This is a genomic window from uncultured Butyricimonas sp. (assembly GCF_959596855.1).
Lineage (GTDB): Bacteria > Bacteroidota > Bacteroidia > Bacteroidales > Marinifilaceae > Butyricimonas > Butyricimonas muris.
Window position 1 is genome coordinate 14708 of sequence record NZ_CAUFYA010000041.1, and the last position, 24236, is coordinate 38943.

General features: G+C 43.5%; 16 protein-coding genes and 1 pseudogene. 10 read left to right on the top strand and 7 right to left on the bottom strand.

Going from position 1 to position 24236, the window contains the following annotated elements; translation table 11 throughout:
* Positions 1 to 3: 3 nt before the first annotated feature.
* From efp to Q5866_RS15825, 5 genes and pseudogenes are all read right to left on the bottom strand, one after another.
* On the bottom strand, positions 4 to 573 hold the full coding sequence (efp, locus tag Q5866_RS15805) for an elongation factor P (RefSeq protein WP_303181251.1): 570 nt from the start codon (positions 571 to 573) through the stop codon (positions 4 to 6).
* 159 nt (positions 574 to 732) lie between these two features.
* Positions 733 to 1603, bottom strand: a pseudogene (locus Q5866_RS15810) (Bro-N domain-containing protein).
* 12 nt (positions 1604 to 1615) lie between these two features.
* Positions 1616 to 2497 (bottom strand): class I SAM-dependent methyltransferase, encoded by an 882-nt coding sequence (locus tag Q5866_RS15815; RefSeq protein ID WP_099291520.1) that lies wholly within the window; start codon positions 2495 to 2497, stop codon positions 1616 to 1618.
* A 15-nt stretch (positions 2498 to 2512) separates the two neighbouring features.
* Positions 2513 to 3199 (bottom strand): tRNA (adenosine(37)-N6)-threonylcarbamoyltransferase complex dimerization subunit type 1 TsaB, encoded by a 687-nt coding sequence (gene tsaB / locus Q5866_RS15820; protein ID WP_227216551.1) that lies wholly within the window; start codon positions 3197 to 3199, stop codon positions 2513 to 2515.
* Between the two features lie 83 nt (positions 3200 to 3282).
* Positions 3283 to 3858, bottom strand: coding sequence for an L-threonylcarbamoyladenylate synthase (locus Q5866_RS15825; protein ID WP_099291519.1), 576 nt, complete (start codon positions 3856 to 3858; stop codon positions 3283 to 3285).
* A gap of 184 nt (positions 3859 to 4042) precedes the next feature.
* On the opposite strand from Q5866_RS15825, the gene Q5866_RS15830 reads away from it, so the two are divergent.
* Both Q5866_RS15830 and Q5866_RS15835 read left to right on the top strand, forming a co-directional pair.
* On the top strand, positions 4043 to 5287 hold the full coding sequence (locus Q5866_RS15830; protein WP_303181254.1) for a helix-turn-helix domain-containing protein: 1245 nt from the start codon (positions 4043 to 4045) through the stop codon (positions 5285 to 5287).
* Between the two features lie 139 nt (positions 5288 to 5426).
* A complete protein-coding gene (locus Q5866_RS15835) occupies positions 5427 to 6308 on the top strand; it encodes a fimbrillin family protein (protein ID WP_303181256.1) in 882 nt (293 codons plus the stop codon).
* Positions 6309 to 6467: 159 nt separating this feature from the next.
* On the opposite strand, the gene Q5866_RS15840 is transcribed toward Q5866_RS15835, so the two are convergent.
* Positions 6468 to 7364: a diaminopimelate dehydrogenase gene (locus Q5866_RS15840; protein ID WP_303181257.1), complete on the bottom strand. Its 897-nt coding sequence runs from the start codon at positions 7362 to 7364 to the stop codon at positions 6468 to 6470.
* A gap of 791 nt (positions 7365 to 8155) precedes the next feature.
* On the opposite strand from Q5866_RS15840, the gene Q5866_RS15845 reads away from it, so the two are divergent.
* Together Q5866_RS15845 and scpA are read left to right on the top strand one after the other, a co-directional pair.
* Entirely contained in the window at positions 8156 to 10036 is a 1881-nt protein-coding gene (locus Q5866_RS15845; protein ID WP_303181259.1) for a methylmalonyl-CoA mutase family protein, read from the top strand.
* Between the two features lie 78 nt (positions 10037 to 10114).
* Entirely contained in the window at positions 10115 to 12271 is a 2157-nt protein-coding gene (scpA, locus tag Q5866_RS15850; RefSeq protein WP_227216539.1) for a methylmalonyl-CoA mutase, read from the top strand.
* Between the two features lie 108 nt (positions 12272 to 12379).
* On the opposite strand, the gene Q5866_RS15855 is transcribed toward scpA, so the two are convergent.
* Complete coding sequence (locus Q5866_RS15855) at positions 12380 to 13720, bottom strand: ATP-binding protein (protein WP_303181260.1); 1341 nt, start codon at positions 13718 to 13720, stop codon at positions 12380 to 12382.
* Between the two features lie 252 nt (positions 13721 to 13972).
* Here Q5866_RS15855 and Q5866_RS15860 point away from each other — a divergent pair, with 252 nt between their 5' ends.
* The 6 genes from Q5866_RS15860 to Q5866_RS15885 all read left to right on the top strand — a co-directional run bounded on the left by Q5866_RS15860 (position 13973) and on the right by Q5866_RS15885 (position 24214).
* Positions 13973 to 14542 carry an RNA polymerase sigma-70 factor gene (locus Q5866_RS15860; protein ID WP_186976058.1) on the top strand — a complete coding sequence of 190 codons (570 nt, stop codon included), beginning with the start codon at positions 13973 to 13975 and terminating at the stop codon, positions 14540 to 14542.
* Positions 14543 to 14598: 56 nt separating this feature from the next.
* On the top strand, positions 14599 to 15759 hold the full coding sequence (locus Q5866_RS15865; RefSeq protein WP_303181262.1) for a FecR family protein: 1161 nt from the start codon (positions 14599 to 14601) through the stop codon (positions 15757 to 15759).
* 113 nt (positions 15760 to 15872) lie between these two features.
* Complete coding sequence (locus Q5866_RS15870) at positions 15873 to 19328, top strand: TonB-dependent receptor (RefSeq protein ID WP_303181264.1); 3456 nt, start codon at positions 15873 to 15875, stop codon at positions 19326 to 19328.
* 14 nt (positions 19329 to 19342) lie between these two features.
* Entirely contained in the window at positions 19343 to 21268 is a 1926-nt protein-coding gene (locus Q5866_RS15875) for a RagB/SusD family nutrient uptake outer membrane protein (protein WP_303181265.1), read from the top strand.
* A 42-nt stretch (positions 21269 to 21310) separates the two neighbouring features.
* Positions 21311 to 22651, top strand: coding sequence for a DUF4959 domain-containing protein (locus tag Q5866_RS15880; protein ID WP_303181267.1), 1341 nt, complete (start codon positions 21311 to 21313; stop codon positions 22649 to 22651).
* A gap of 3 nt (positions 22652 to 22654) precedes the next feature.
* Positions 22655 to 24214 (top strand): DUF4998 domain-containing protein, encoded by a 1560-nt coding sequence (locus Q5866_RS15885; protein WP_227216528.1) that lies wholly within the window; start codon positions 22655 to 22657, stop codon positions 24212 to 24214.
* The last annotated feature ends 22 nt before the right edge of the window (positions 24215 to 24236 follow it).

The following is a 24236-nucleotide window of genomic DNA, read 5'->3' on the forward strand; positions in this document are numbered from 1 at the left end:
CTTTTATTCTCTCACGCGTTCCACGTATGTTCCGTCCTCTGTTTTGATACGGATTTTCTCACCGGTATTAATGAAGAGAGGAACCATTACTCTTGCCCCAGTTTCAACCTCGGCAGCTTTTAATGCCGTAGAAGAAGCGGTGTCGCCTTTCAATCCCGGCTCCGTGTAAGTTACCTCGAGAACAACTGTCGGCATCAATTCTACATACAAGGGAGTTTCCGTGTCAGCATGTACAACCATTTCAACAGCATCGCCTTCTTTCAAGAATTGAGGAGCGTTGATCAGATCTTTAGCGATTGGAATTTGCTCGTAAGTTTCGGTATGCATCATAATATAGTCTTCACCTTCCATGTACAGGAATTGATACGGGCGTCTTTCGATACGCACAACATCAATTTTTACCCCGGAAGTGAACGTATTCTCAAGCGTACGACCGGTCTTGATATTTTGCATTTTAGTTCTCACGAAAGCGGGTCCTTTACCGGGCTTCACGTGTTGAAACTGTACAATTCTGTATAAATCGTCTTTGAAAACGATGCATAATCCATTTCTAAAATCAGCGGTAGTTGCCATCTAGTATTATTTTTTAGATTTAATATTTTTCATTGAGGGTGCAAAGATAAGAAAATCAGCATAAATCTAAAAATTTTAGATTTACTATTTTAAATCGCGGATTCCAAAGATATAAAGTTAAGACGATAGATGATTCTCGAGCAAGTGATTTTTTTATTCTTATTCAAGTTCCGGTGTTTCTTGATGATCATTTTTCTTTTCTCCCGAATCATCAAGCTGCAAATGCTCCTTAGCGTTTAATGGAGAAATTATATTCTTACCTGTTTGGGCTTCGATTTCTTTCCGGGTATTACCCGCTATTCGTCCCCCCTTGTTGAGCAACCCGTTGACTTTCTTCAAAGGATTCCGGTTTTCTTTCTTTCGAGATTTCAGTTGTCGTGGCTTCGGCAAGCATATTCAAGATCAACTCCATATTAGTCATATTATCCCGGAGATTTTCTTTCTTCAGTCCTTTAAACTGCTTGTATTCTCTGGTTGTCATTCCAGCCCAAGCTTGTGTTATGATATCCGTCAGCGTCGCAAATTGTTGCCCTTCTTTTACCCCCCGGTGTTTCCATTCGTCGGTGAGTTCTTTGCGTACCTCAATACTTTTCAAACGTTGATTTATCCAATTGTCAGAATATCCCAATCGTTTGTAATCCAGCATGGCTTGCTCGATCGACAGTTCAGGATCCTGTAATTGGTCTAAACGTTCCTTGGCAACTTGCGCCATCCACAATTTAAACGGTTCTGCTTTAGGGGAAGGAATGGATTGAATTAACCGGAATAGTTGTTCAGTATCTGCAACATCAGTCATTCGCATTTTCCCGTCTGTAGCCTTTAACTTCAACTGGTGACAATTTGTCACCGTTTCATTTCCTTCTTCTTTAAGACGTTGTTTTAATTTATTCCAATACTTACGCCCATCAGTACTTTCTGTTAAAATATCAACTACATCCACGATAGAAAAATACCATTTCTCCTGTTCGCTATCTCAAACGGTACAGACTTTTCTCGCTTCAAATAATTGTACAGCTTCTTTTTGTGTCATAACTTCTTCTTATTAACGCCATAATCTATAATACACCCCCAACGGTAATGCTTTTTCAAATGAATCGGTAAAATACAATTCACCGAATTGTTCGCCACGACATTCCCCGACCAACTGACGCACCACGCTTCGGGCTAATAAGGCTGACAGTCCCATAGAGTATAAATTCAACACCAAAAAGCTGTTCGTCGGTTCCAACAACTGACCACAAAGGGTTATCAATTCGTTTATATTCTCCTCGAGTACCCATTTCTCGCCATTCGCACCGCGTCCATAGGCAGGCGGATCAAGAATAATCCCGTTATATTTTTTCCCTCGCCGCACTTCCCGATGCACGAATTTCAAAGCATCCTCCACGATCCAACGTACCCCGTCCAAACCGGAAGCTTCCATGTTTTCCCGCGCCCAAGACACCACGGGTTTCACCGAATCGACGTGAGTAACATCCGCCCCTGCGCTCTTCGCAGCTAAAGTAGCCCCTCCCGTGTAAGCAAACAAGTTCAGCACTTTCGCCCCCGTGCCGATCCGTTTCACTTGCTCGAATATAAAATCCCAGTTCTCCGCCTGTTCCGGGAATATCCCCACGTGCTTGAAAGAAGTCAACCCCAAGCGCATCCGGAGAGCCATATCCCCGTACCGGTAGTTCACGAACCACTGCTGTAACATTTTCGGTTTGCAAACCCACTCTCCCCGATCCTCGTTCTTCTTGTCTTTCTTGAAATAAGCATCCGCCCGTTGATGCCATTCCTCGTCGGAAAGCGATTTATTCCATATAGCCTGCGGCTCCGGTCGTGCAATCACGTAACGTCCGAAACGTTCCAATTTCTCGAAAGCACCACTATCTATCAACTCGTAATCCGTCCAATGCGACGGGTTCAGTAATTTTATATTCATCACAAATAATTTTTATCACAAAACTTTTCGCTTCGGCACGGTAGCCACGAAATCCTTCAAATAAAAAGGCTCAAAATAAGCCACATCCTCAAAATCTCCCGCCTCGAATTTCCGTTCGGCAAGCAGTGTCATATTAGCCGCGGAAGTTTCTACTCCCGGAATAAATTCAGCATTCGGGTGGCGTATAACCTCCTTTACCTTATCACTCCCGTTCCCGAAGAAAAACATCTTATGCCCATCCAACAAATCGGCAAACGCACCCTCCTCTATTACTTCGGCATGAATATCCCTCACGGTAATCCCCTCCCGATCAAAAACCGCCGTGTACACTTCCATGCGACGAGCATCAATCATCGGGCAATAATACCCGCCTTCGCCTTTCCTTGCGGCAACGGCATTCGCCAGAGCTTCCAAGGTACTCACGGCTATCAAGGGCTTGCCCGCACCGAAACAAATTCCCTTGGCTAAAGAAACTCCTATACGCAACCCCGTGTATGAACCGGGTCCCATACTCACGGCAACCGCATCCAAATCATTCGCGGTCAAACCGTTTTCCTTCAGCAAATCATCCGCATACACGCCTAATAAAGTAGAATGATTGAAACCCTCGTTATTCTCTTTCAATGCGATCACCTTCCCCTCCCGGGCTATTGCCACGGAGCAAATATCCGTGGAGGTATCGATATTTAAAATTAAAGCCATAAAACAATTGAAAATTGAAAATTGAAAATTGAAAATTGAAAATTGAAAATGAATGCCATCCACAACTTCCAAAATTCAGGTTATTATTTTCTGATGATTTGGATTTCTCCGCCCGCGCCCAGCTTGATGATACTGGAAGGGGCGGGATTAGCGGTTTCTCCCTGACGGTAATCCACCACGTGATCCACTGCCGCTTTCACGGCATCGCTGATCTCGGCAAAACACTTCGGGGAAGGCTCACCACTGATGTTCGCGGAAGTTGACACGATGGGTCTATGGAAACGGTAAAGCAACGCTTTCGTGAAAGCCTCCGAGGTGATCCGGATGCCGATTGTTCCATCCGTCGCAATCAGATTCTTTGCCATATTCTTCGCACCCGGGTAAATAACCGTCATCGGTTTGTCGTTCACCTCCAATAAATCGTAAGCGATATCCGGTACCGTCACGTAAGAAGCCAATTTCCCGACATCATCCAACAAAACCAACATGGCCTTGGAGTCTTCCCGGTGCTTCAACTCGTACACCTTTTTCACGGCGTCCTCGTTCGTCGCGTCACAGCCGATACCCCATATCGTGTCCGTCGGGTAAAGAATTACCCCACCGTTTCGTAAGATTTCGCAAGCCTTGCGAACTTCTTCTTTTAGTTTTTCATCATTCATGAAACCTGATTCTAATATAGATGGGACGAAAGTACAAAGTTTACGGCAGGATGTCAATTTTTAAAGAATCAATTTTAATCCCTTTTGTTAATTAACATTCCAAACGCTCAAACGCCCTCGAAATAGACACAATTTGTATTATATTTGCCACGTCAAAGAAGGTAAATCGACAACATTGTGCGACATGATGAATGATAGTCTATTTTCGGCAACATTCTGGATGTATTTTTCATACGTCCTCTCTTTTGTTATACCCCTGTTCTGCGGTATCACGTTACTGATCTTAAAGGGAGCCGCGTATAGTGAAGAAGCCGGAATGCACCCCCGGCGGGTACTGGGAGTCGTGCTCACATTCTCCGGCTTGCTTTTCATCCCCGACATGATTCAAGATATACACGCGTACCGAACAAACGAGTTCTTCTTGCCCGGTTTTGATATCACGATCCATTTATTCTTGATCCCCATGTATTTCTTTTATTTCCGGAAACTCACGAAACCGGAAAAAATAGCCCCGGAGAAAATCTGGTTACATTTCATGCCGGGTATCGTCATGCTTGTCGCAGGCCTGTTACTTTTCCCTCTTGAAGAGAAAGAGAGCCTTTTTCAACGGGAGTTCTATGATAAAAACTCTCTCTTTTCCATTTTTCGATATATCTGTCTGACGATTCAGGCTTCCATGATTACCGTTTACACCTTGCGTATCCTCAAATTAAAACGGGAACACGTTCAAACCATGGAAGAAAACTATTCTTCCAAAGAAAATATAGACCTCCGCTGGCTGAATCATGCCATCCCCTTGGCTATTCTCTATGCCGTAATCATGCTTTGTACGTCTTTTACCCAAGCGGTATGGAGCAATTACCTTGTTCATCTTAGTTTTATCTGTTTCGTGTCCTACCTTTTCATCCACGCCCTTAACGAACCGTATATATGCTATACCCCTCAACACGCGCAAGTCAAGGAAGAGCTGCTTCCCCCGTGTGAAGTAAAAAACTGTCCGGATGAATTGACAATAGAACAAGAGGACGAAATATCACCCGTTTTTCCCCCTCTTCCCGAAAAATACCTGAAGAACTTAGGGATGAAAAGAGAGAAGATGAAAGACGAACTCGTTCATCTTTTCGACGAGAAAGAAATATACACGAACGGGAATCTCACCATAAACGACGTTGCCGCGCTTCTCGGGACAAACCGTACTTATATCTCGAATCTCATCAATAACGAATTCGGTTTTAGTTTCTACCAATTCGTCAATAAATACCGTATCCAGAAAGCGACCATTCTATTCATCGAACATCCCGAAATGCAAATTCAAGAGGTAGCCTCTCTGGTTGGTTTCAACTCGCTTTCCTCTTTTATCTCCTCCTTCAAACTCAACGAAGGTATTACCCCCAAGCAGTGGAAACAGCGATACGTAGAATACTCCTGAAAATTACGAATACGTACAAAATTTAAAATTCATACAAAACGATAGCGAAAAAGTAAATAGAATTTGTTTTTTACATATTACTCATCCCCCTTTCCAAAAACAACTCACATTTGCAGAAGCAAAATTAAAACTTCAAGATATGAAAAAAATGATTTTCTCTTTACTTGCCATAGCAGCTATGACAAGTTGTACTACAACTTCAGAGGACGAGATTGACCCGAACGCTCCGGTGGAGATAAAATTGAATGCAGGAGTTAAAGCCTTAGCTCGTGCGGAAGTAACTCAAGCAACTGGGATAGATAATGGTGTACAATTCGCTCGAATTGATGGAACAACCGCAGATTGGACAACAATATCCACCATTTCTCTAATAGGTTCAATTGCCCAAAACACAGGTGGAATCACATTTAGTACCACTCAATACTATCCCGCAGATGGAAGTAACGCAAATATCGTAGGTTTTTATCCTGCTGCAACAAGTATTACAGATGGAGTTGCGAGTATAAAAATTACTGGGGAAGAAGATGTAATTTACGCCGTTCCGGTTTCCGGTAATAAAACATCTAAAATTGACAAAATAACTTTCAACCATTTACTTACACAATTCAATTTTGCAATAGCAAGAGAAACGGCTTCAACAAATACAGATATCACAAATGTTTCGGTAACAATAAAAGAAGCCAACACAAAGTTTAATTTAGCCTTAGCAGATGGAAGATTATCAGGGTGGAATACAGCGATATCAACGATTAAACCTATAGAAAACGGAACTGCTACCAAAACGGCTTCTGCAGCAACTCAAAAAATAATGTTACAACCAGATATGCCCTCAATCACACTTATTGTGTCTGCCGACGGATATTCCGAACAAGACATTATAATTGCAGGAACAGACGAAGATAAATTTGAAGCAGGAAAAGGATATACGATCACTTTAACCTTTAAAGGCACAGGGATTACCCCAAGTGCAACTATTTCAGAATGGGGAACCGGTACCGCAGGTGGTGGAGAAGTTAAGTAATCCCACATAAAAAGAGTATAATCAGTCCTAAATAATCGTTACGGTTTTATGCGACAAAAATAAATTGTTAATCAAACAGTAGCAAGGTTAATCTTGCTACTGTTTGATTAATGGCAACTTCACCACCTATCCCAGACAAAGAAGTCACTAATATAAAGTTTACACCAGATGCCTGATCAACTCCGTCCGATCGCCATACAACATATCAATCACCGGAATCTCTATCAGCGTGTAGCATCCCGGTTGTTGCTTCATGGAAGCGCGGGCGGTAGCCACGAGTATTTGTCCCGTCAGTGCCGGATTATTGATTTTCATATCAAATTCGAACAACTGGTTCTGAGTCTTGCCGGATACGCCTTTGCGGGTAAGATTCACGCCATGCCCCATATCTTTCAGGTTATCCACGCTCTCCACCTGCATCACGTGTGTTTCGTCATGCACGAAATAAGGATCGGTCTTGATAGCTTCCGCCACGGTCTTGAAATCGTATCCATCCTCCAATTCGATATACACCATACGACGATGAATACCCGTTCCCACTGGAATAGTCATCGAAAGAGCGGCTTTTACACCTTTCACAGCTTTCACGGCAACGGTATGTCCCATGCTCATGCCCGGACCGAAATTTGTATATGTAATCCCTTTCGGGGCACAAGCCTCCAACAAGGCACGTACCACGGAGTCGCTTCCCGGGTCCCAGCCGGCTGAAATAACAGCAACTTTCCCGTGTTTCCGGGCAACCTCACCCAAACGTTTATGTAATCCGGTAATTTCCGTGTGAATATCGAAACTATCCACCGTGTTGATTCCCATGGCTAAAATTCGGGAAGCGTATTCCTCCACGCCACGAGTAGGGGTACACAAGATTGCCACATCAACATCTTTGACTTGAGCAATATCCGACACGACCAAATAGTCCTTCAACTCCGCCGGGACATTCGCTGCATCCCGACGTACCACTCCTGCCACTTCAAAGTCGGGGGCCGCCTCCAGTGCGTCCAGCACGTAGTGACCGATATTGCCATACCCGACAATGGCTGCTCTAATTTTCTTCATGTGTTTTTTTGCTTTTAAAATTAACGTCGCAAATTACGAAATAATATTTTCCCGACAAAAGACAAGAACATGGAATTCACTCAACACTCTCACGGAATTTTCACCAATACATAATAACACGCCACCTATCCTAAATCTAAGGTTAAGCTATACTATTTAACGGCTATCTTATGACTTTAGGGTGACTTTTAGGCGATATCGCCCACTCTTAGCCTACACTTAGCCCACTCTTAGCCCACGTTTTTGTATTAAATATGCTTTTTTAACACACACGGGCAGAAGACACTCCCTCGCGTTTGGGACAGACATCAAAGTCAAACTTTACCCCTCGCGGTAATTCTCCCCCGGGTAAAGAATTGTACAAGTAGTATGCCCCAAGGAACACAAGTACCGATACATAACCGGGATACACCAAAACCCGAAACAATTCCTGCAAAAATTCTATAAATACAAGCCACCCTGCAAGCCCGCAAAGCTCGTACAGCCCGTATTTCTCCGGGTAATTCTAACCACGTGAAAAAGCCTCCCGTAAAGAAATGGAACACGCGGGGAAATAACATGCCAGCCTGATACAACCGAAACTCGCCCGAAACCTCCTGTCAGACTCAATCTTAAATCCTAAATCATTAAATCTAAAATAAATAACCTCTTCCTAACTCTTAAAAAGACTTATAATCCAATCAAGGGGTAGAAATAAAGAAGAATTTCTTTTTTATTTATACAAAAACGCCTAATTTTGCCTTTCGTTTTTAATAACAAACAGTTACAGAATAAATACATAAAAATCTATTATGGCAGAGAATGTAAACGAAAAGCTTTTCAATGAATTTGCACCCAACACGACACAGGAGTGGAAGGACAAAGTCATTGCAGACCTAAAAGGGGCTGACTTCGATAAAAAGCTGGTTTGGAGAACAAACGAGGGTTTCAACGTGCAGCCGATGTACCGGTTGGAAGACATGAAAGACCTCAAGAATTTAGCATGCTTCCCGGGAGAATATCCTTTCGTGAGAGGTAATAAAAAAGACAACAACGCGTGGTTTGTACGCCAAGACATCATGGTAGAGGATGTTGCCGAGGCAAACAAGAAAGCGTTGGATATTTTGAACAAAGGTGTTGACTCTCTCGGTTTCGTGCTTTCCAATTGCAAGAATTTCACGAAAGCCGACATGGCCGCTCTTTTAAAAGACATTTGTCTGGAATGCATCGAAATCAATTTCGTGGCTTGCTGCAACAAGGTAGCTATCTTGAATCTGTTCAAGGAATATGTTATCGAAAAAGGTATTGATCCGGAGAAAATTAAAGGTGGAATCAACATCGACCCGATCAGCAAACTCCTTTTGCAAGGTAAATTCTGCGACGCCAAACCGTTTGACGTTGTAAAAGCCGCTACCGAAAGTACCGCTGCCCTGAAAAACTTCAAGACCATTGAAGTGGGTGGATACGTGTTCAATAACTCGGGAGCTTCCATCGTGCAAGAACTCGGGTTCAGTCTGGCTGCCGGAGTAGAATACTTAAACAATTTGACTGACGCCGGAATGGACGTGAAGGACGTCGCTCCCCGCGTGCGTTTCCACTTCGCTACCGGTTCAAAATATTTCATGGAAATAGCCAAACTGAGAGCAGCCCGTTACTTGTGGGCAAAGATCGTGAAGGCTTACAATCCTTGCTGCGACTGCGTGTGCAAGATGAATATCCACGCTGAAACATCAGAATGGAACAAGACGGTTTACGACCCGAACGTGAACATGCTCCGCACACAAACGGAAACCATGTCCGCGACACTTGGCGGTGTTGACTCGTTCACGGTTCACCCGTACGACTATATCTACGAATGCCATCCTTCCGAATTGGGAGAACGCGTGGCTCGTAACCAACAATTATTGTTGAAAGAAGAATCTCATTTCGATAAGATCGTTGACCCGGCAGGTGGTTCATACTACATCGAAGAATTGACCCAATTCATTGCCGAGGCTGCTTGGAAATTATTCCTTCAAGTACAGGAACAAGGCGGAATGGTAAAAGCAATCGAGAACGGGTTCGTTCAGGCAGCCGTGAAAGCTACCGCGCAGAAAAGAGATCAGGATATCGCTAACCGGAAAGAAAACTTCTTGGGTACGAACCAATTCCCGAACTTCAACGAAAAGATTGACCGTGAACTTTGTGCTTGCATCCTAGAACCGGAAGACGAAACCGCACCGGATGCAGTGGTAGAAACATTGAAACCCTACCGTGGAACACAAGCGTTCGAGGCTATGCGCTTGAGAACCGACATGTTCGCGAAAGAGAACGGACACCGTCCAGTGGTTTACATGTTGCCGATGGGAAATTTGGCTATGCGTAAAGCCAGAGCTCAATTCGCTTGCAACTTCTTCGCTTGTGCCGGATTCCAAGTAATGGACAACAACGGGTTCAAGACAGTTGAAGAAGGTGCTAAAGCATGTATCGATAACAAGGCAGACATCGTGGTAATTTGTAGCTCTGACGACGAGTACGCAACGATTGCCCCGGAAGTTTACGCCGCGTTGAAAGACAAGGCAATCATCGTGGTTGCCGGTAACCCGGAGAGCAGACCTCAATTGGAAGAGGTTGGTATCAAGCACTATGTTCACGTGAAATGCAACGTGCTGGAAGACTTGAAAGCATACCAACAACTATTGGGAATTAAATAATTTTAGATTTCAGATTTTAGATTTTAGATTGAAAAATCAAGAATCGTAAATCGTAAATTATAAATCAAAAATTGAAAGATGAAACCAAATTTCAAAGATATAGATATCAAGTCAACAGAGAAAGCCATGACCGCCGCTGCCGAGTGGGAAAAGGCTAATCACATAGAAAAAAATTGGTTGACACCCGAGCTGATACCGGTAAAACCCGTGTACACGGCCGAAGATTTAAAAGGCATGGAACATCTGGACTATGTTGCCGGTATTCCCCCGTATTTACGCGGTCCGTACTCCGGAATGTACCCGATGCGCCCGTGGACAATCCGTCAATACGCCGGATTCTCTACCGCTGAAGAGTCCAACGCGTTCTATCGCCGCAACTTGGCTGCCGGACAGAAAGGTTTGTCCGTGGCATTCGACTTGGCGACTCACCGCGGATACGACTCCGATCACCCGCGTGTAATCGGTGACGTGGGTAAAGCCGGTGTGGCAGTGGATTCAATCATGGATATGAAAATCCTGTTCGACCAGATTCCATTGGATAAAATGTCCGTTTCCATGACGATGAACGGTGCCGTACTTCCTATTTTGGCATTCTACATTGTTGCCGGATTGGAACAAGGGGCAACACTCGACCAATTGTCAGGAACCATCCAAAACGATATCTTGAAAGAATTTATGGTGCGTAACACTTATATCTACCCGCCGAAATTCTCCATGAAGATTATCGCCGACATTTTCGAGTACACTTCCAAGAATATGCCGAAATTCAACTCTATCTCTATCTCCGGTTACCACATGCAAGAAGCAGGTGCTACTGCCGATATCGAGTTGGCATACACCTTGGCTGACGGTTTGGAATATTTGCGTGCCGGGGTAAACGCCGGAATGGATATCGACGCTTTCGCTCCCCGTTTGTCGTTCTTCTGGGCTATCGGCATGAACCACTTCATGGAGATCGCCAAGATGAGAGCCGGACGTTTGTTGTGGGCAAAGATCGTGAAACAATTCAACCCGAAAAACCCGAAATCTCTGGCATTGCGTACACACAGCCAGACTTCCGGTTGGTCACTGACCGAGCAAGACCCGTTCAACAACGTGGGACGTACTTGTATCGAGGCTATGGGTGCCGCTTTGGGACACACGCAATCGTTGCATACCAACGCATTGGATGAGGCTATCGCACTTCCGACCGACTTCTCCGCACGTATCGCACGTAACACTCAGATCTATATACAGGATGAAACCACCGTTTGTAAATCTATCGACCCGTGGGGAGGTTCTTACTACGTGGAGAGCCTGACCCAAGAACTGGTAGAGAAAGCATGGGGACATATCCAAGAAGTAGAAAAATTGGGTGGTATGGCTGCAGCTATCGAGTCCGGTATCCCGAAACTTCGTATCGAAGAGGCTGCCGCTCGCACGCAAGCCCGTATCGACAGTGGTGCACAAACCATCGTGGGTACGAACAAATACCGTTTGGAAAAAGAAGACCCGATCGATATCCTCGAGGTGGACAACACTGCCGTACGCGAAGCACAAATCCGTCGTTTGCACGAGTTGAAAGCTAACCGTAACCAAGCAGAGGTTGACGCCGCGTTGGCAGCAATCACCAAATGTGCTGAAACAGGCGAAGGCAACTTGCTTGAATTAGCCGTTGACGCAGCCAAGAAGAGAGCATCTTTGGGAGAAATCTCGGATGCATGTGAAAAAGTTGCCGGACGTTATAAAGCAGTTATCAGAACCGTGAGCGGAGTATATTCAAGTGTTGCCAAGGAAGACGAAGACTTCCGGAAGGCTAAAGAATTGGCAGACCAATTCTCTGAAATGACCGGACGTCGTCCGCGTATCATGATTGCCAAAATGGGTCAGGACGGACACGACCGCGGTGCTAAAGTTGTCGCAACGGGTTACGCTGACCTCGGGTTCGACGTGGACATGGGACCGTTGTTCCAAACCCCGGAAGAAACCGCTAAACAAGCCGTTGAGAACGACGTGCATGTTGTCGGGGTATCTTCATTGGCAGCCGGACACAAAACGCTTGTACCTGCCGTTATCGCCGAATTGAAGAAATTGGGACGTGAAGACATCCTCGTTTACGTGGGTGGTGTAATTCCTCACCAAGACTATCAATTCCTGTTCGACGCGGGTGCTATCGCCGTATTCGGTCCCGGTACCAAGGTATCGAAGAGTGCTATCCAAGTCCTTGAAATTTTGATTGACTTGGCTAAAAAATAAGAAGTAACACTACAAACAAGAAGAGGGTAATTCTCGGTGAATTACCCTCTTTATTTTTGTGAATTCGGGTTCTCTAAGGGCTAAGTTACACATCAAAAAAACGACGGCTTATAAAGCAAATTCTCTCAAATATTCTCCGATTTTCCCCGTCAAATAATAAGGCAAACTTAATAAGGTATAATTTTTCCCGCTTGAAGTTGTCAATATATCCTTTCTAATCTCACCCGCGTATAAGCGAACGGCAACATTACCCCGGTAAGCATCCATAAACAAGTGAAGTGAACGCAATCGTCCGGTTGCTCCAGACTTCACCTCAATCGGAATCACTCTACCGTCTAAATAGGCTAAAAAGTCTATTTCTGCCACAGAATCTTTCTTTTCACTTACCCAAAAAAGAGGTTTATGGAGCAATGATACCTGATGAGCCAATAACTCTTGGCACACAATATGTTCTGCAATATGCCCTTTATACACATTGTTCAAATCATTGGTACCAAAAACCTCTTTTTGAAGATGAGCCATATAATTTAACATTCCCGTGTCGAGTACCTGAAGACGGGGACTTTTCTTCATATCCGGCATAAAAGGTTCACCGGTCTGCGTGGTGGGATAAATCAAATGAATCAACATCGCTTTCTCGATTGTTCGCAATGCCTCTCCCATTTCTCGTGAACCATACGCGGAATTACCAAAACCATTGAATTTTATCCGATTCCCCGCTTCCATAAACACGGATCTGATAGCGTGATGCATAATTTGAGTTTGCCCCGCGGTTGACGTGTATTTCTCAACATCATCCAAATAAGTACCTATCAAAGAATCAAACACGGAAGTCAAGGCAACAATATCCTTACTGCCAGCATACGATAATACTATTTCCGGCATTCCCCCGATTAGCGTATACAAGTGAAATAACGATAGCAATTTGTCGTGAGCAAAAGTATCCATGGGGATTTTATGATATTGCTTCAAAGCATTGCCCTCATCCATGGCTAATAAAAACTCTTGAAACGAAAAAGGACGGACCACCTTGAATTCTACGCGCCCAACAGGAAAACTAATTTTTGTATCAAACAAAGATTCAAGCAAAGAACCTGCCGCGACAACACAATATTGCGGATATTGCTCATAAAAATATCGCAACATACTCAACGCTTCCGGAACTTCTTGAATCTCATCTATAAATATAAGAGTATCTTTTTCCTCCAAAAGTTTTTCTTTTTCGAAAAAGATAGCTTGGATTAACGTATCAATAGAGGGATATTGAATAAACAGATTGCGATCCCGGGCCGTTTCGAGATTCAAATAAATATATTGTTTAAAATCTCGGGCAAATAAATTCACTGCCGTCGTTTTCCCGACTTGCCTAGCTCCACGAAGAATCAAGGGTTTCCTTGATATCTTAGTTTTCCACGCCCGTAATTCCCCAATTATGATTCTTTCTACCATAGGACAAATATACTAATTTCCATACGATTGTCACATTTCGGGGGCTATTTTTATTTCTTTTTGTCACATTTCGGGGGTATTTTCTCGAATAATTTGTCACATTTCGGGAGAAAGGGTACAAAAATCCCATACCATTTCTCCTTCTGCCAATCATTTGACATCCCGACCACATTGCATAAAATTACTTAATTTCCACCAAATAATTTGCATCAAACTTGGAGTTCACTACATTTGTGAAAGTAAAAAAAACGAATGAATCCACGCGATAACATATTAGATTTAATCACAAAAGACGAAAGCGGTGCGTTCCGCCTTCTTTTTGAAAGGTATTATGACAATCTTTTACTATACTGTTATCATATTTTAAACGATCTTGAGGCAGCGGAGGATATCGTACAGGATTGCTTCTTCAGCTTGTGGAACAACAAAAGACTTCATTCTTTCACGGGTGATTTAGACCGATTTATCTTTAAAATGGTCAAAAACCAAGCATTCTTATTTTTGAAAGAATACAAGAAGAGGTTTGACGCACACTCCTCCTTTTTCAAGGAAAACGACACGTACGAGGATATGACCGGGGAGGAACATCAGGAGGAAATCGAACTACTTTACAACACGATAGACCGTCTTCCCGATAAATGCCGGAAGGTATTCTTGATGGCTTGCCTGAATGATAAATCGTATCAGGAAATTGCCGACGAATTGGGAACAAGCATCAACACGGTGAAAACTCAGATGAAAACCGCCCTCAAATTTTTGCGTGAAAACCTTCAAGAAGAACACTTCTTATCAATTTTACTTCTTTTAACAGAAAAACTTTAAATTCATATCACCCTTTTTTGCCGTTTTGAAAATATATAAGAAAACAACAGCAAATTATGAAGGAAAACATAGATGACATATTAGCGAAAATCCTAAACAAAGAACCACTTACGAAGGAGGAAAAGCAATTGTTGGAAGAATGGAAACACGCTACTGTCCGAAACGAGAAGGTCGAAAAGATCATTCAAAAACTGGAACATCAAAAAAAGATTCTGGACAAACACCAGAAAGAAGCCGTCGCTTTTACTAAAGTAGAAAAACGAATCCGTCAAGCGAGAAGAAAACGCCAATTCATCTATTGGTCGTCTTGCGTTGCCGGAATCATCTTGCTGGTCGGTTTCTTCCTCATCTTCCAACAAGAAAATACACCCGGCAAAGAAGCCGGCATCAATCAAACCTACATTTCCGGTTTATCCCTCCATCGCCCGACGGCAGAACTGATTATGCCCGACGGGAAAAAACGTCTTCTCAGCCAAAAAACAAATACCGTTATCGTGTCCGATAGCAATAAAGAGATGCGTACCGACAAACAAACCTTGATTGTCAAGTCCAACGAATCGGAAGTCAGAGAAGCAGAATACTACACGATGAACGTCCCGTTGGGAGCGGAATATAATCTGGTTCTCCCGGACGGAACAAAGATATACCTCAACGCGGGGAGTTCACTGCGCTACCCCGACCAATTCATCGGGGGAACAAGAGAAGTATATTTAATCGGAGAGGCCTATTTCGAAGTGACAACCGATTCCTGCCACCCGTTTGTTGTACACACGGGAGAGGTCGCCGTACGTGTATTGGGAACCGCTTTCAACGTGAACGCCTACCCGGAAGGAGCATGGGTGAAAACAACGTTGGTAGAGGGGCGGGTTGAAACACGATGCGGCGATAACAATTTTGTCATGAAACCGGGAATGCAGGTCGCTTACAACAAAGAAACCCGAAAAGCAGACTATTTCCCCGTGAATACACGACAATACACCTCATGGAAAGACGGTTACTACGAGTTTGAAGATATGCCGTTAGGAGAGTTAATGCAAATCTTCACCCGTTGGTACAACGTGAACATCGAATTTGCCGATTCGAATTTAAAGGAAATAAAATTCAGCGGACGATTAAAGCGGTATGACGATCTCTTACCCTTGTTCAAGATGTTGGAATACACGCGCGACATCAGATTCATTGTCGCGAACGAACGGATCATCATTCAAAAGAAATAAAGAAATACAGGCTGAAGACCTGATCAATCCTCAACCTGTCATTATTCACCCATACAACCGGAATCCTTGCAAGAAACGGATGTATAAATGTTAAATTATTAATTCACAAATCTATGAAAAAAAAGCGAGACTATGCATTACCAAGGAGTTGGAATTCATGGCGAAAGATGTTAATCTTTAAAAATTTTCTCGTAATCTTATTTCTAGGCGTGTACACAACCATTCCAGCTAGTGCGCAAGCCCAACAAAGGACAAAGGTAACTCTTGACCTGAAAGATGTCACCTTGAACGAGATCATTGCCGAGTTGAAAAAGCAAACAGATTATGACTTTTTCTACAACAGCGAATTGGTAAAATCTAAAGGTAAGATCTCCGCAAAAGCTGAAAACAAAGAGGTCAAACAATTGTTGGATGAGATTCTTCCCAAACTGGGATTAGAATACACGGTACAACAAAGTTTGATTTCTATCCGGGAAAAAACGAAACCGGAAGTAGAAATGATCTCCGTTACCGGAAAAATCGTGGACGAAAAGGGGAATACCCTCCCCGGAGCCACTGTAATTATTCAAGGAACAACCCAAGGAGTTGTCACGGATGCGGACGGACGCTACACGATCAGCGTGCGCCCGAACGATGTTTTACGAATCTCGTACATCGGTTACAAAACTGAAGTCGTGGAACTCAAAGGGAAAACAAAAGTAAACGTCCGTCTGAATCCCACAGCCGAAAACATCGAAGAGGTTACTGTCGTGGCTTTCGGTGAACAGAAAAAGGAAAGCGTGGTATCAGCCATCACCACCGTGGATGCAAGAACCTTAAAATCTTCAAGCAGCGATTTGACATCCCAATTTACCGGAAAGATTGCCGGTATCGTCGGCTGGCAGACCGGAGGGCTTCCCGGGGCTCTGACGGAAGATGAAATGAATACCAAATTCTACATCCGGGGTATCACCTCTTTCCAAAGTAAAGCCAACATTGATCCCTTGATCTTGATCGATGGGGTGGAATCTTCCAAACTGGATCTTTCCCGTATGGTTCCGGAAGATATCGAAACGTTCAGCGTGATGAAAGATGCATCAGCTACTGCCATGTACGGTGCTCGCGGGGCAAACGGGGTAATCCTTGTAACCACCAAAAAAGGACAGGAAGGTAGTGTTTACACGTCCGTTCGGTACGAAGCGGTAGCAAGTATACCAACGAGGGAAATCGAAGTGGTTAATCCGATCAACTACATGAAGATGTACAATCAAGCATTACTGGCACGTAACCCGTCAGCTACGCCACAGTACAGCGTAACCCGTATCGAGCGTACCGGTTCTCCCCTTTACCCTTCTTACGTGTATCCTGCCAATGACTGGTACAATATCATGTTCAATGATTACTCTATCAACCATCGCGCCGGATTGAATCTCCGGGGAGGTTCCCGTTTAGTACAATACTACGCTTCAGTGAATTATGTCAGAGATGAGGGTATGTTGAAAACAGAACGTTTGAATCAGTTCAAATGTAATATCGAAAACAATACATTCTCTTTCCGCACGAATCTGAATATCGATCTGAGCGCAGGTATCCGCCTGAACATCAATTCTTCTGCAAACCTTGACAAGTATCACGGTCCCTTAGCCGATGTTAGCCAAGCTTACTATATGGCTTTCAACGCTTCTCCGGTGGATTATGCGGCGATGTATCCGGGTGATGAAACATACGGATGGCCACATCTTCGCTTTGGTTCCCTTAACAAAGACACAAAGAATCCTTACATGGAACTTCACAAGGGATATAAAGATCGTCGACGTTATGCAGCCGTGGCACGGGCAGAGTATATTCACAACTTATCCCCTATCCTCAAGGGATTGGAACTACGAGCATCTGTCTCGGTAAACTACACGGGATACTATTCCACCGGTTACCAAACCGAACCTTACCGTTACATATTAAAAAACTATGATTTTGAAACCGGTGTACACACATTAACTGCAATAAACCCGGATGAGGCATCCAGAACATTGCAAGTGGACAAGCAAAATCAAAATAATACAGGTAGTTCTGAAAACACCCAAATGAGTTACGAGGTACGGGGACTACACGTGGCAGCTTGGGGCGAACATCAGACCAGTTTAACAGCCGTATTCAACGCACAAGAAACGACCACCTCATCGGTCTCATCCGTGCTGAATGGCATTCCCCGCCGGAACATGGGATTCTCTATGCGTGGCACCTACGGGTTCCGGGATAAATACTTCGCGGAAGCCAGTTTCGGCTACAACGGTTCCGAGCGTTTCGCCGATAAACACCGATTCGGGTTCTTTCCGGCGGCAGGAGTGGCATGGATTGCCTCTAAAGAGAGTTTTCTAGCCAACCACACGGCTCATTGGCTCTCTTTCCTGAAATTTCGATTCTCTTGGGGTAAAGTAGGAAATGACGGAGTAATCAACGAGCCGCATTTCACTCATTTGCCATTGCTAACACCTACGCAAGCGGCAGATCCTTCACCCAACGGAAACAATCTACAAACCTATGAAATATCATCTTATCCCAACGATAAAATCACGTGGGAAATCGCCGAACAAATGAATCTTGGTATAGAAACCAAATTGTTCGGAGGTATCGTAGAGATCAATGCCGATTTCTACCAAGAAATACGCCACAATATTCTCGACTACCGTTACACCATGCCCGCGACAACAGGGTTGGAAAAACTACAGATCGGTAACGTGGGTAACGCACGCTCCCGGGGTATAGATCTTTCCGGCAAGATTCAACACGCCTTCACTCCGGACTTCTGGATGATTCTGAACGGGACATTCACTTACAGTAAAGCCATTTACAAAGATATAGAAGAAGCTACCGACAAACCGGAATGGCAACGTAAAAAAGGACAGGAATTATCCCAGCAAATAGGTTACATTGCTGAAGGTCTGTTCCGCGATCAAGCAGAAATCGACAACTCTCCGCGCCAAGGCGGCGATGTCATGCCGGGAGATATCCGTTATCGGGATTTGAATAACGATGGAGTAATTGACGTGAATGACGCCACCTATATCGGTTTCCCGACGACTCCCCGTGTCATTTACGGTTTCAGCGGCTTCTTTAACTTCAAAAATTTCGAGTTCAGTTTCTCTTTCCAAGGTTCAGGCAAACGAGCGTTCTTTATGAACCCGATGGCGATCAGTCCATTCGTAGAGAACAGGGCTATGTTGAAAGCTATTTACGACGACCACTGGAGCGAAAATAACATGAAAGCACGTCCTTTCTGGCCGCGTCTTTCCACTCAATCCATAGAGATTCACAATCCGCAGGAAAATTCGGGAACCGGTGCCGAGCAACGTAGATCCACTTATTTCATGCGAGAATGCAGTTTCTTGCGTTGTACCTCTATCGAATTGGCTTATAATTTACCGCAAAACTTATTAACCAAACTAAAGATGCAAAGTATCAAATTTTACACCCGTGTTAACAATCCCTTCCTGATCTCGAACTTTAAAGTTTGGGACGTGGAATTAGGAGAAGACGGTTTTAATTATCCGATACAGCGTACTTGGTCGGTCGGATTGAATATTAGTTTCTAATTTAAATACACGTGATGATGAAAAAATATTTATTATCAATATTATGTACTATTCTCCTACTTTCCGGGTGCAATTACTTGGATATGGTACCCGAGAAAGACATCGAAACCATAGAGTCTATCTTTGAACAGAAAACGAAGGTAGAACAGTGGTGGAAAGCACTTTATAGTGACTTAAACATCTTATTTGCAAGTTTCAAGACCAACAATGCCTACACGGGAGCCGATGAATTCGTTACCTGTCAGGCTTTATACAATGCAGCTCCACATCTTGCTCTCGATGGCTTGAAAGTAGCCAATGGTCAACAAATGTCACAAGACCCTTACGGTACAATATGGAACCAAATGTACATTGTTATCCGCAGGTGTAATATTCTTCTTGAAAACATCGATAAAACATACAACATCAGTGAAGAGGATCGTGAATGGTGGCAGGCAGATACAAAGGTGTTAAAAGCTTTTATCTATTTCGAATTGATACGCCACTACGGTCCTATCTGTCTGGTCCCCCAAAATATGCCGGTGGATTTGGACGTGAAACACTATCAATTACCTCGCCAACCCGTGGATACTTGTTTTAAAGAAGTTATCAGACTATTGGACGAAGCGAAAGACCATATTCCCACGTATAATCAACGGTCAGAAGTCTACGGGCACACGTTCTGTCTTGAAGCATTATACGCCCTAAAAGCCAAAGTATTGCTTTACGCCGCTTCCCCGCTGTTTAACGGGAATGCATTCTATTCTGATTTCAAAAACAAAAATGGCGAACCGCTTTTCAGTGCAACTTACGACCGGAATAAATGGCTACTGGCAGCAGAAGCTGCAGACAAGGCTGCCGAAATTTGTGCCGAAGGAGGGAGAAGTTTGTACTCGGGACAGACTTCCAAAAAAACAAAACTGTTAAACACGATGTCCGACATTGAAGCCAGCGTGTATTCCCGTTTTAATAACCAAGAATTTTTACTGGAGTGGAAATACCCGGATCAATTCTATATGTATATTTTACCTCGATTAATAGGCGATCCGGTAAATTACGAGTCATCCGCAATGGGTTGCCTCTCCCCCTCGATGAAGATGGTCGAGATGTATTATACCGTGAACGGGCTACCTATCGAATCCGATATGACTTGGAATTACAGCAACCGTTACAAATTAGGATTCGAAAGCAGCAGGGCTTACGAGGATGTTGTTGCATTGAATAGCTCAATAGTAAATCTTCATCTGGCAAGAGAACCTCGTTTTTATGCCTGCATCGCGGGCGACCGGATGTATTGGCAACGCGGTACAAACACGGGGAATGTAGACTTTAACTTACTTGTTGAGGCTCACAAAGACGAAGAACCTTGGGGTACTCAAGCAGACTTTCTTGTTAGTAATGACTGGCAAAATATCAATGGTTACTGGTTGAAAAAACATCTTTTCTCGTGGCTTCCTACCCAAAATTACGCGAGCGGACTTCAAAACGAATCGGCACCCATTATCCGTCTTGCAGAAGTTTATTTGATGCAAGCCGAAGCCTGGAACGAGTATTTGGAGCAACCGGACAACCGTGTGTACGACCCACTGGATAAAGTACGGGAGCGGGCTGGCATATTACCGGTACGGGAAGCATGGCGCACCTATTCCAACAACCCCGCAAAGGTGGATTCAAAAGTAGGGATGCGGGATATTATTCATCAGGAATATAATATCGAATTCGCTTTCGAGGGACACCGGTATTGGAACATCCGTCGATGGTTAAAAGCCCAACAAGTTATGAACGAAAAACAATATGGTTGGAATATCCTCGGTACATCAGCCCAAACATTTTATAACAACGAAGAGGGACCTATCGTGGTGTGGAGTAAGAATAAATTCGTGGCTCCGCGAGATTACTTTGATCCGTTCAACGCTGAAGAAATATTAATCTCGGGAATGGTTCAGAATCCGGGATGGTAAATGAATTTTAGATTGTAGATTTATTACTTAAAAAATAGAATCATGAAAAATTCAATATGGTTATTATTACTGATATTCAGCCTTTATTCCTGTAATGACGACGATAAATCCTTTAATGTATCGCCGGAAGGTCTGGAAGTCAAGTTTACTCCCGTGGCAGGAGGAGCAATGATGCATTACACTCTACCTGACAATAGGGATATTTTTGCCATGAATGTTCGCTACACGAACTCTCAAGGACAAAAGGTATTGAAAACCTGCGGTTACAGTGGTGATTCACTGCTACTGGACGGTTTCACGCAAGCACATGAGGTTACCGCCAATATTTCTTTCGTGAATAGAAGCTACGAGGAGTCCGAATCCCGTGAATATCAATTCAAAACACTAGACAGTGCACCTTGGGCTTTTTTCAACGACATACAAGTAGCTTCTGCATGGAACGGTTTTCAAGTCATCTACAAAAGTCCTTCGGTCGTAACCGGAATGGCTCACGTTTTTTATCTAGGTACCAATCCTTTAACTAACGAACCGGATACTATTCTTGTAAATAGCTTCCCAATCAGCCGGGGTGGAGATACTTTAGTTTTCAAAGTGCAACAAGAAAGACCGAAAAACACAATTATTATTCGTACTGAGGATTTTCAAGGTTTTCGGGTAAGACAGGAAATCTATCCCGATATTGATGCATTCCTTTCGGAACAATGGAAAATGACCGCATCGGATTTCATAAGTGGTCCCAGTGTAGAAAATTCAAAAGCAAAAACAGGCGTGCAATACCTGTTTGACGGTGAACTAAGAGGAAGAGAACGCTTCCTTGCCTCCGCTCATCAAAATCCGGTAACACAACCGTCCACGGAAGTATTTGCTACCTACTTGGCAGGACCTTACGCTCTCGACAAACCCGTTATACTCGACCTGCGAGAGCAAAAAACACCGGCATGGATTCGTATGTATGCCCTATGTCCCATGTATGCCAATACACCGGCAGGAGGTAATCAGGAATTAGGGTTGGTTTGGAATGGTTGTTACGAGGATAAACTGCCCTGCCAAGTAACCGTCTACGGTAATAAAAATTCCTCTGATCCGGAGGACGCCGGATGGGAATATTTGGGACGTTTAAACCAAGATCCCTACGCCTCGACTGAAAAAGACAAATGGACGTATAAATCATTAGAACTAATGTATGCTCCAAAAACTGTAGATGAACTTGACAAAATGGATCCCTACTATGTGGATATTTCATTCCCGGCCCTGAACAACACTTACCGTTATTTAAAGATAATGGTACATGATACATTCAGAAAAAGGCAATCCTCAACCAATACAAATAGGAACGCTTATTTTACGTTACATGAATTGGAAATTTTCGTGAAAAAGAACTAAACCATGAGAAAAAGAAAATACATATTAAACTTATTTGCAGCGGCGGCATTGTTTGTCGGATGCAGCGAAAGTCTGGAAGACACGTACAGTGATTATTCCGGGGACGGAAATATCCACTACGTGGCAAAATGTACAGATGTTCATGCCATACCCGGATGGGAACGATTAGTAGTAGAGTGGGTAAACGGTACGGATGCAACTATAGAAAATATCAAAATAGTGTGGTCGTGTGAAGACCGCAAAGATTCGGTTTCGCTTCCTAAAGAAACCACTTCTTTCGAACTGAAGAATTTGACAGACGGGAATTACCGTTTTGATATCTGTGCGGTAGACAAAGAAGGAAACGAATCTTTGAAAGAAACAACTTACGCCCGTCCCTATACACGAGATCACGAAGTAATGCTCGCGTTCTCGAGAGGGGTCTTAAAGACTTACTTTCTAGATAATAGTATTGTTTTCTTTTCCGATCAGTGGAACGAGAATATCGATACAATAATAATTCAATACAAGAATACGCAAAAGGAAATCAAAGAATACGGTTTTGACAAAAAAACAAGTTATGGCTCTCTCATCTCAATCATGGACGTGAGCACAGATCCCGCGGATTCGATTTACGTTTTACGGAAAGGGAAAGTAGAGGATTGCCCGGATATAATAGAATTCGAGCCAATTGTTCTAAACCATAAAAAAACTTTTAGTGCAGGGTTCGCGTATGCCATTCAACGACGCTACGGCTACTCGATAGACACAAAAGAAAACGAGGAACAGTTCGAGAAATTTATTAATGAAGTCGAAGAATTGGAAATCGATTATAACATAGAAACTTTTGAAGATATACTCTATTGTCCGAACCTAAAAAAACTTGTATTAGGCAAAAATCGTTATTTCAAACAGGACGCCAATTCGGAACAAAGCCAAAGCCAATTAATGGGATCTATGGAAAAAAGTATACAAGTATTGGATAAAGCCAACGAATTGTTAGGATTAGAGATTGAATATTACGGACACGAGGGTTTTCTAGCACACTACTTCGGCGGGGACGACCTCCCATATATGACATACAAAGGATATCCCCAATTACCCGAACTGGATATTATTGACAAAGAAGCCTTCAAGCCGTTCAATGATGGAAATATAATCTCCTGTATCCCGACAGATCTTTACGCTGAATTGGATAATCTTTTGGACGACAATCCTCAAACCGTATGGGTAACGACCGCCACTAACTCACTGCGCAATTATGAAATGCTGATGGAATTTAAAGAACTGACCGAAATTCGCGGGGTTAAAGTGACACAACCCATGTATTATGCATGGAACACGGCTACCTCCAATTTTGTTCCTTCGGTTATTTCCATACAAACTTCTATTGACGGGGCAATATGGGAAAATCTGACATTCTTTGAAGCCAACGACCTAGGAGAGGCTTCAGGTGAGGTTACATTGATGCCCGTTCACGAGGGAACACGCCAAGTACGCTATATCAAGTTCAATTTACGCGATAAAGCTGACAGCCAAGGAAGTTGTAAAGTTAATTTAGGAGACATTCTTATTTATAAATAAGATATCATAATAACGACCGCTC

Coding starts and splice junctions, on each gene's coding strand:
- Q5866_RS15845 (WP_303181259.1), top strand. CDS start 8,156: ATGGCAGAGAATGTAAACGAAAAGCTTTTCAATGAATTTGCACCCAAC.
- Q5866_RS15875 (WP_303181265.1), top strand. CDS start 19,343: ATGATGAAAAAATATTTATTATCAATATTATGTACTATTCTCCTACTT.
- Q5866_RS15865 (WP_303181262.1), top strand. CDS start 14,599: ATGAAGGAAAACATAGATGACATATTAGCGAAAATCCTAAACAAAGAA.
- Q5866_RS15835 (WP_303181256.1), top strand. CDS start 5,427: ATGAAAAAAATGATTTTCTCTTTACTTGCCATAGCAGCTATGACAAGT.
- Q5866_RS15830 (WP_303181254.1), top strand. CDS start 4,043: ATGATGAATGATAGTCTATTTTCGGCAACATTCTGGATGTATTTTTCA.
- tsaB (WP_227216551.1), bottom strand. CDS start 3,199: ATGGCTTTAATTTTAAATATCGATACCTCCACGGATATTTGCTCCGTG.
- efp (WP_303181251.1), bottom strand. CDS start 573: ATGGCAACTACCGCTGATTTTAGAAATGGATTATGCATCGTTTTCAAA.
- scpA (WP_227216539.1), top strand. CDS start 10,115: ATGAAACCAAATTTCAAAGATATAGATATCAAGTCAACAGAGAAAGCC.
- Q5866_RS15885 (WP_227216528.1), top strand. CDS start 22,655: ATGAGAAAAAGAAAATACATATTAAACTTATTTGCAGCGGCGGCATTG.
- Q5866_RS15815 (WP_099291520.1), bottom strand. CDS start 2,497: ATGAATATAAAATTACTGAACCCGTCGCATTGGACGGATTACGAGTTG.
- Q5866_RS15840 (WP_303181257.1), bottom strand. CDS start 7,364: ATGAAGAAAATTAGAGCAGCCATTGTCGGGTATGGCAATATCGGTCAC.
- Q5866_RS15855 (WP_303181260.1), bottom strand. CDS start 13,720: ATGGTAGAAAGAATCATAATTGGGGAATTACGGGCGTGGAAAACTAAG.
- Q5866_RS15825 (WP_099291519.1), bottom strand. CDS start 3,858: ATGAATGATGAAAAACTAAAAGAAGAAGTTCGCAAGGCTTGCGAAATC.
- Q5866_RS15870 (WP_303181264.1), top strand. CDS start 15,873: ATGAAAAAAAAGCGAGACTATGCATTACCAAGGAGTTGGAATTCATGG.
- Q5866_RS15880 (WP_303181267.1), top strand. CDS start 21,311: ATGAAAAATTCAATATGGTTATTATTACTGATATTCAGCCTTTATTCC.
- Q5866_RS15860 (WP_186976058.1), top strand. CDS start 13,973: ATGAATCCACGCGATAACATATTAGATTTAATCACAAAAGACGAAAGC.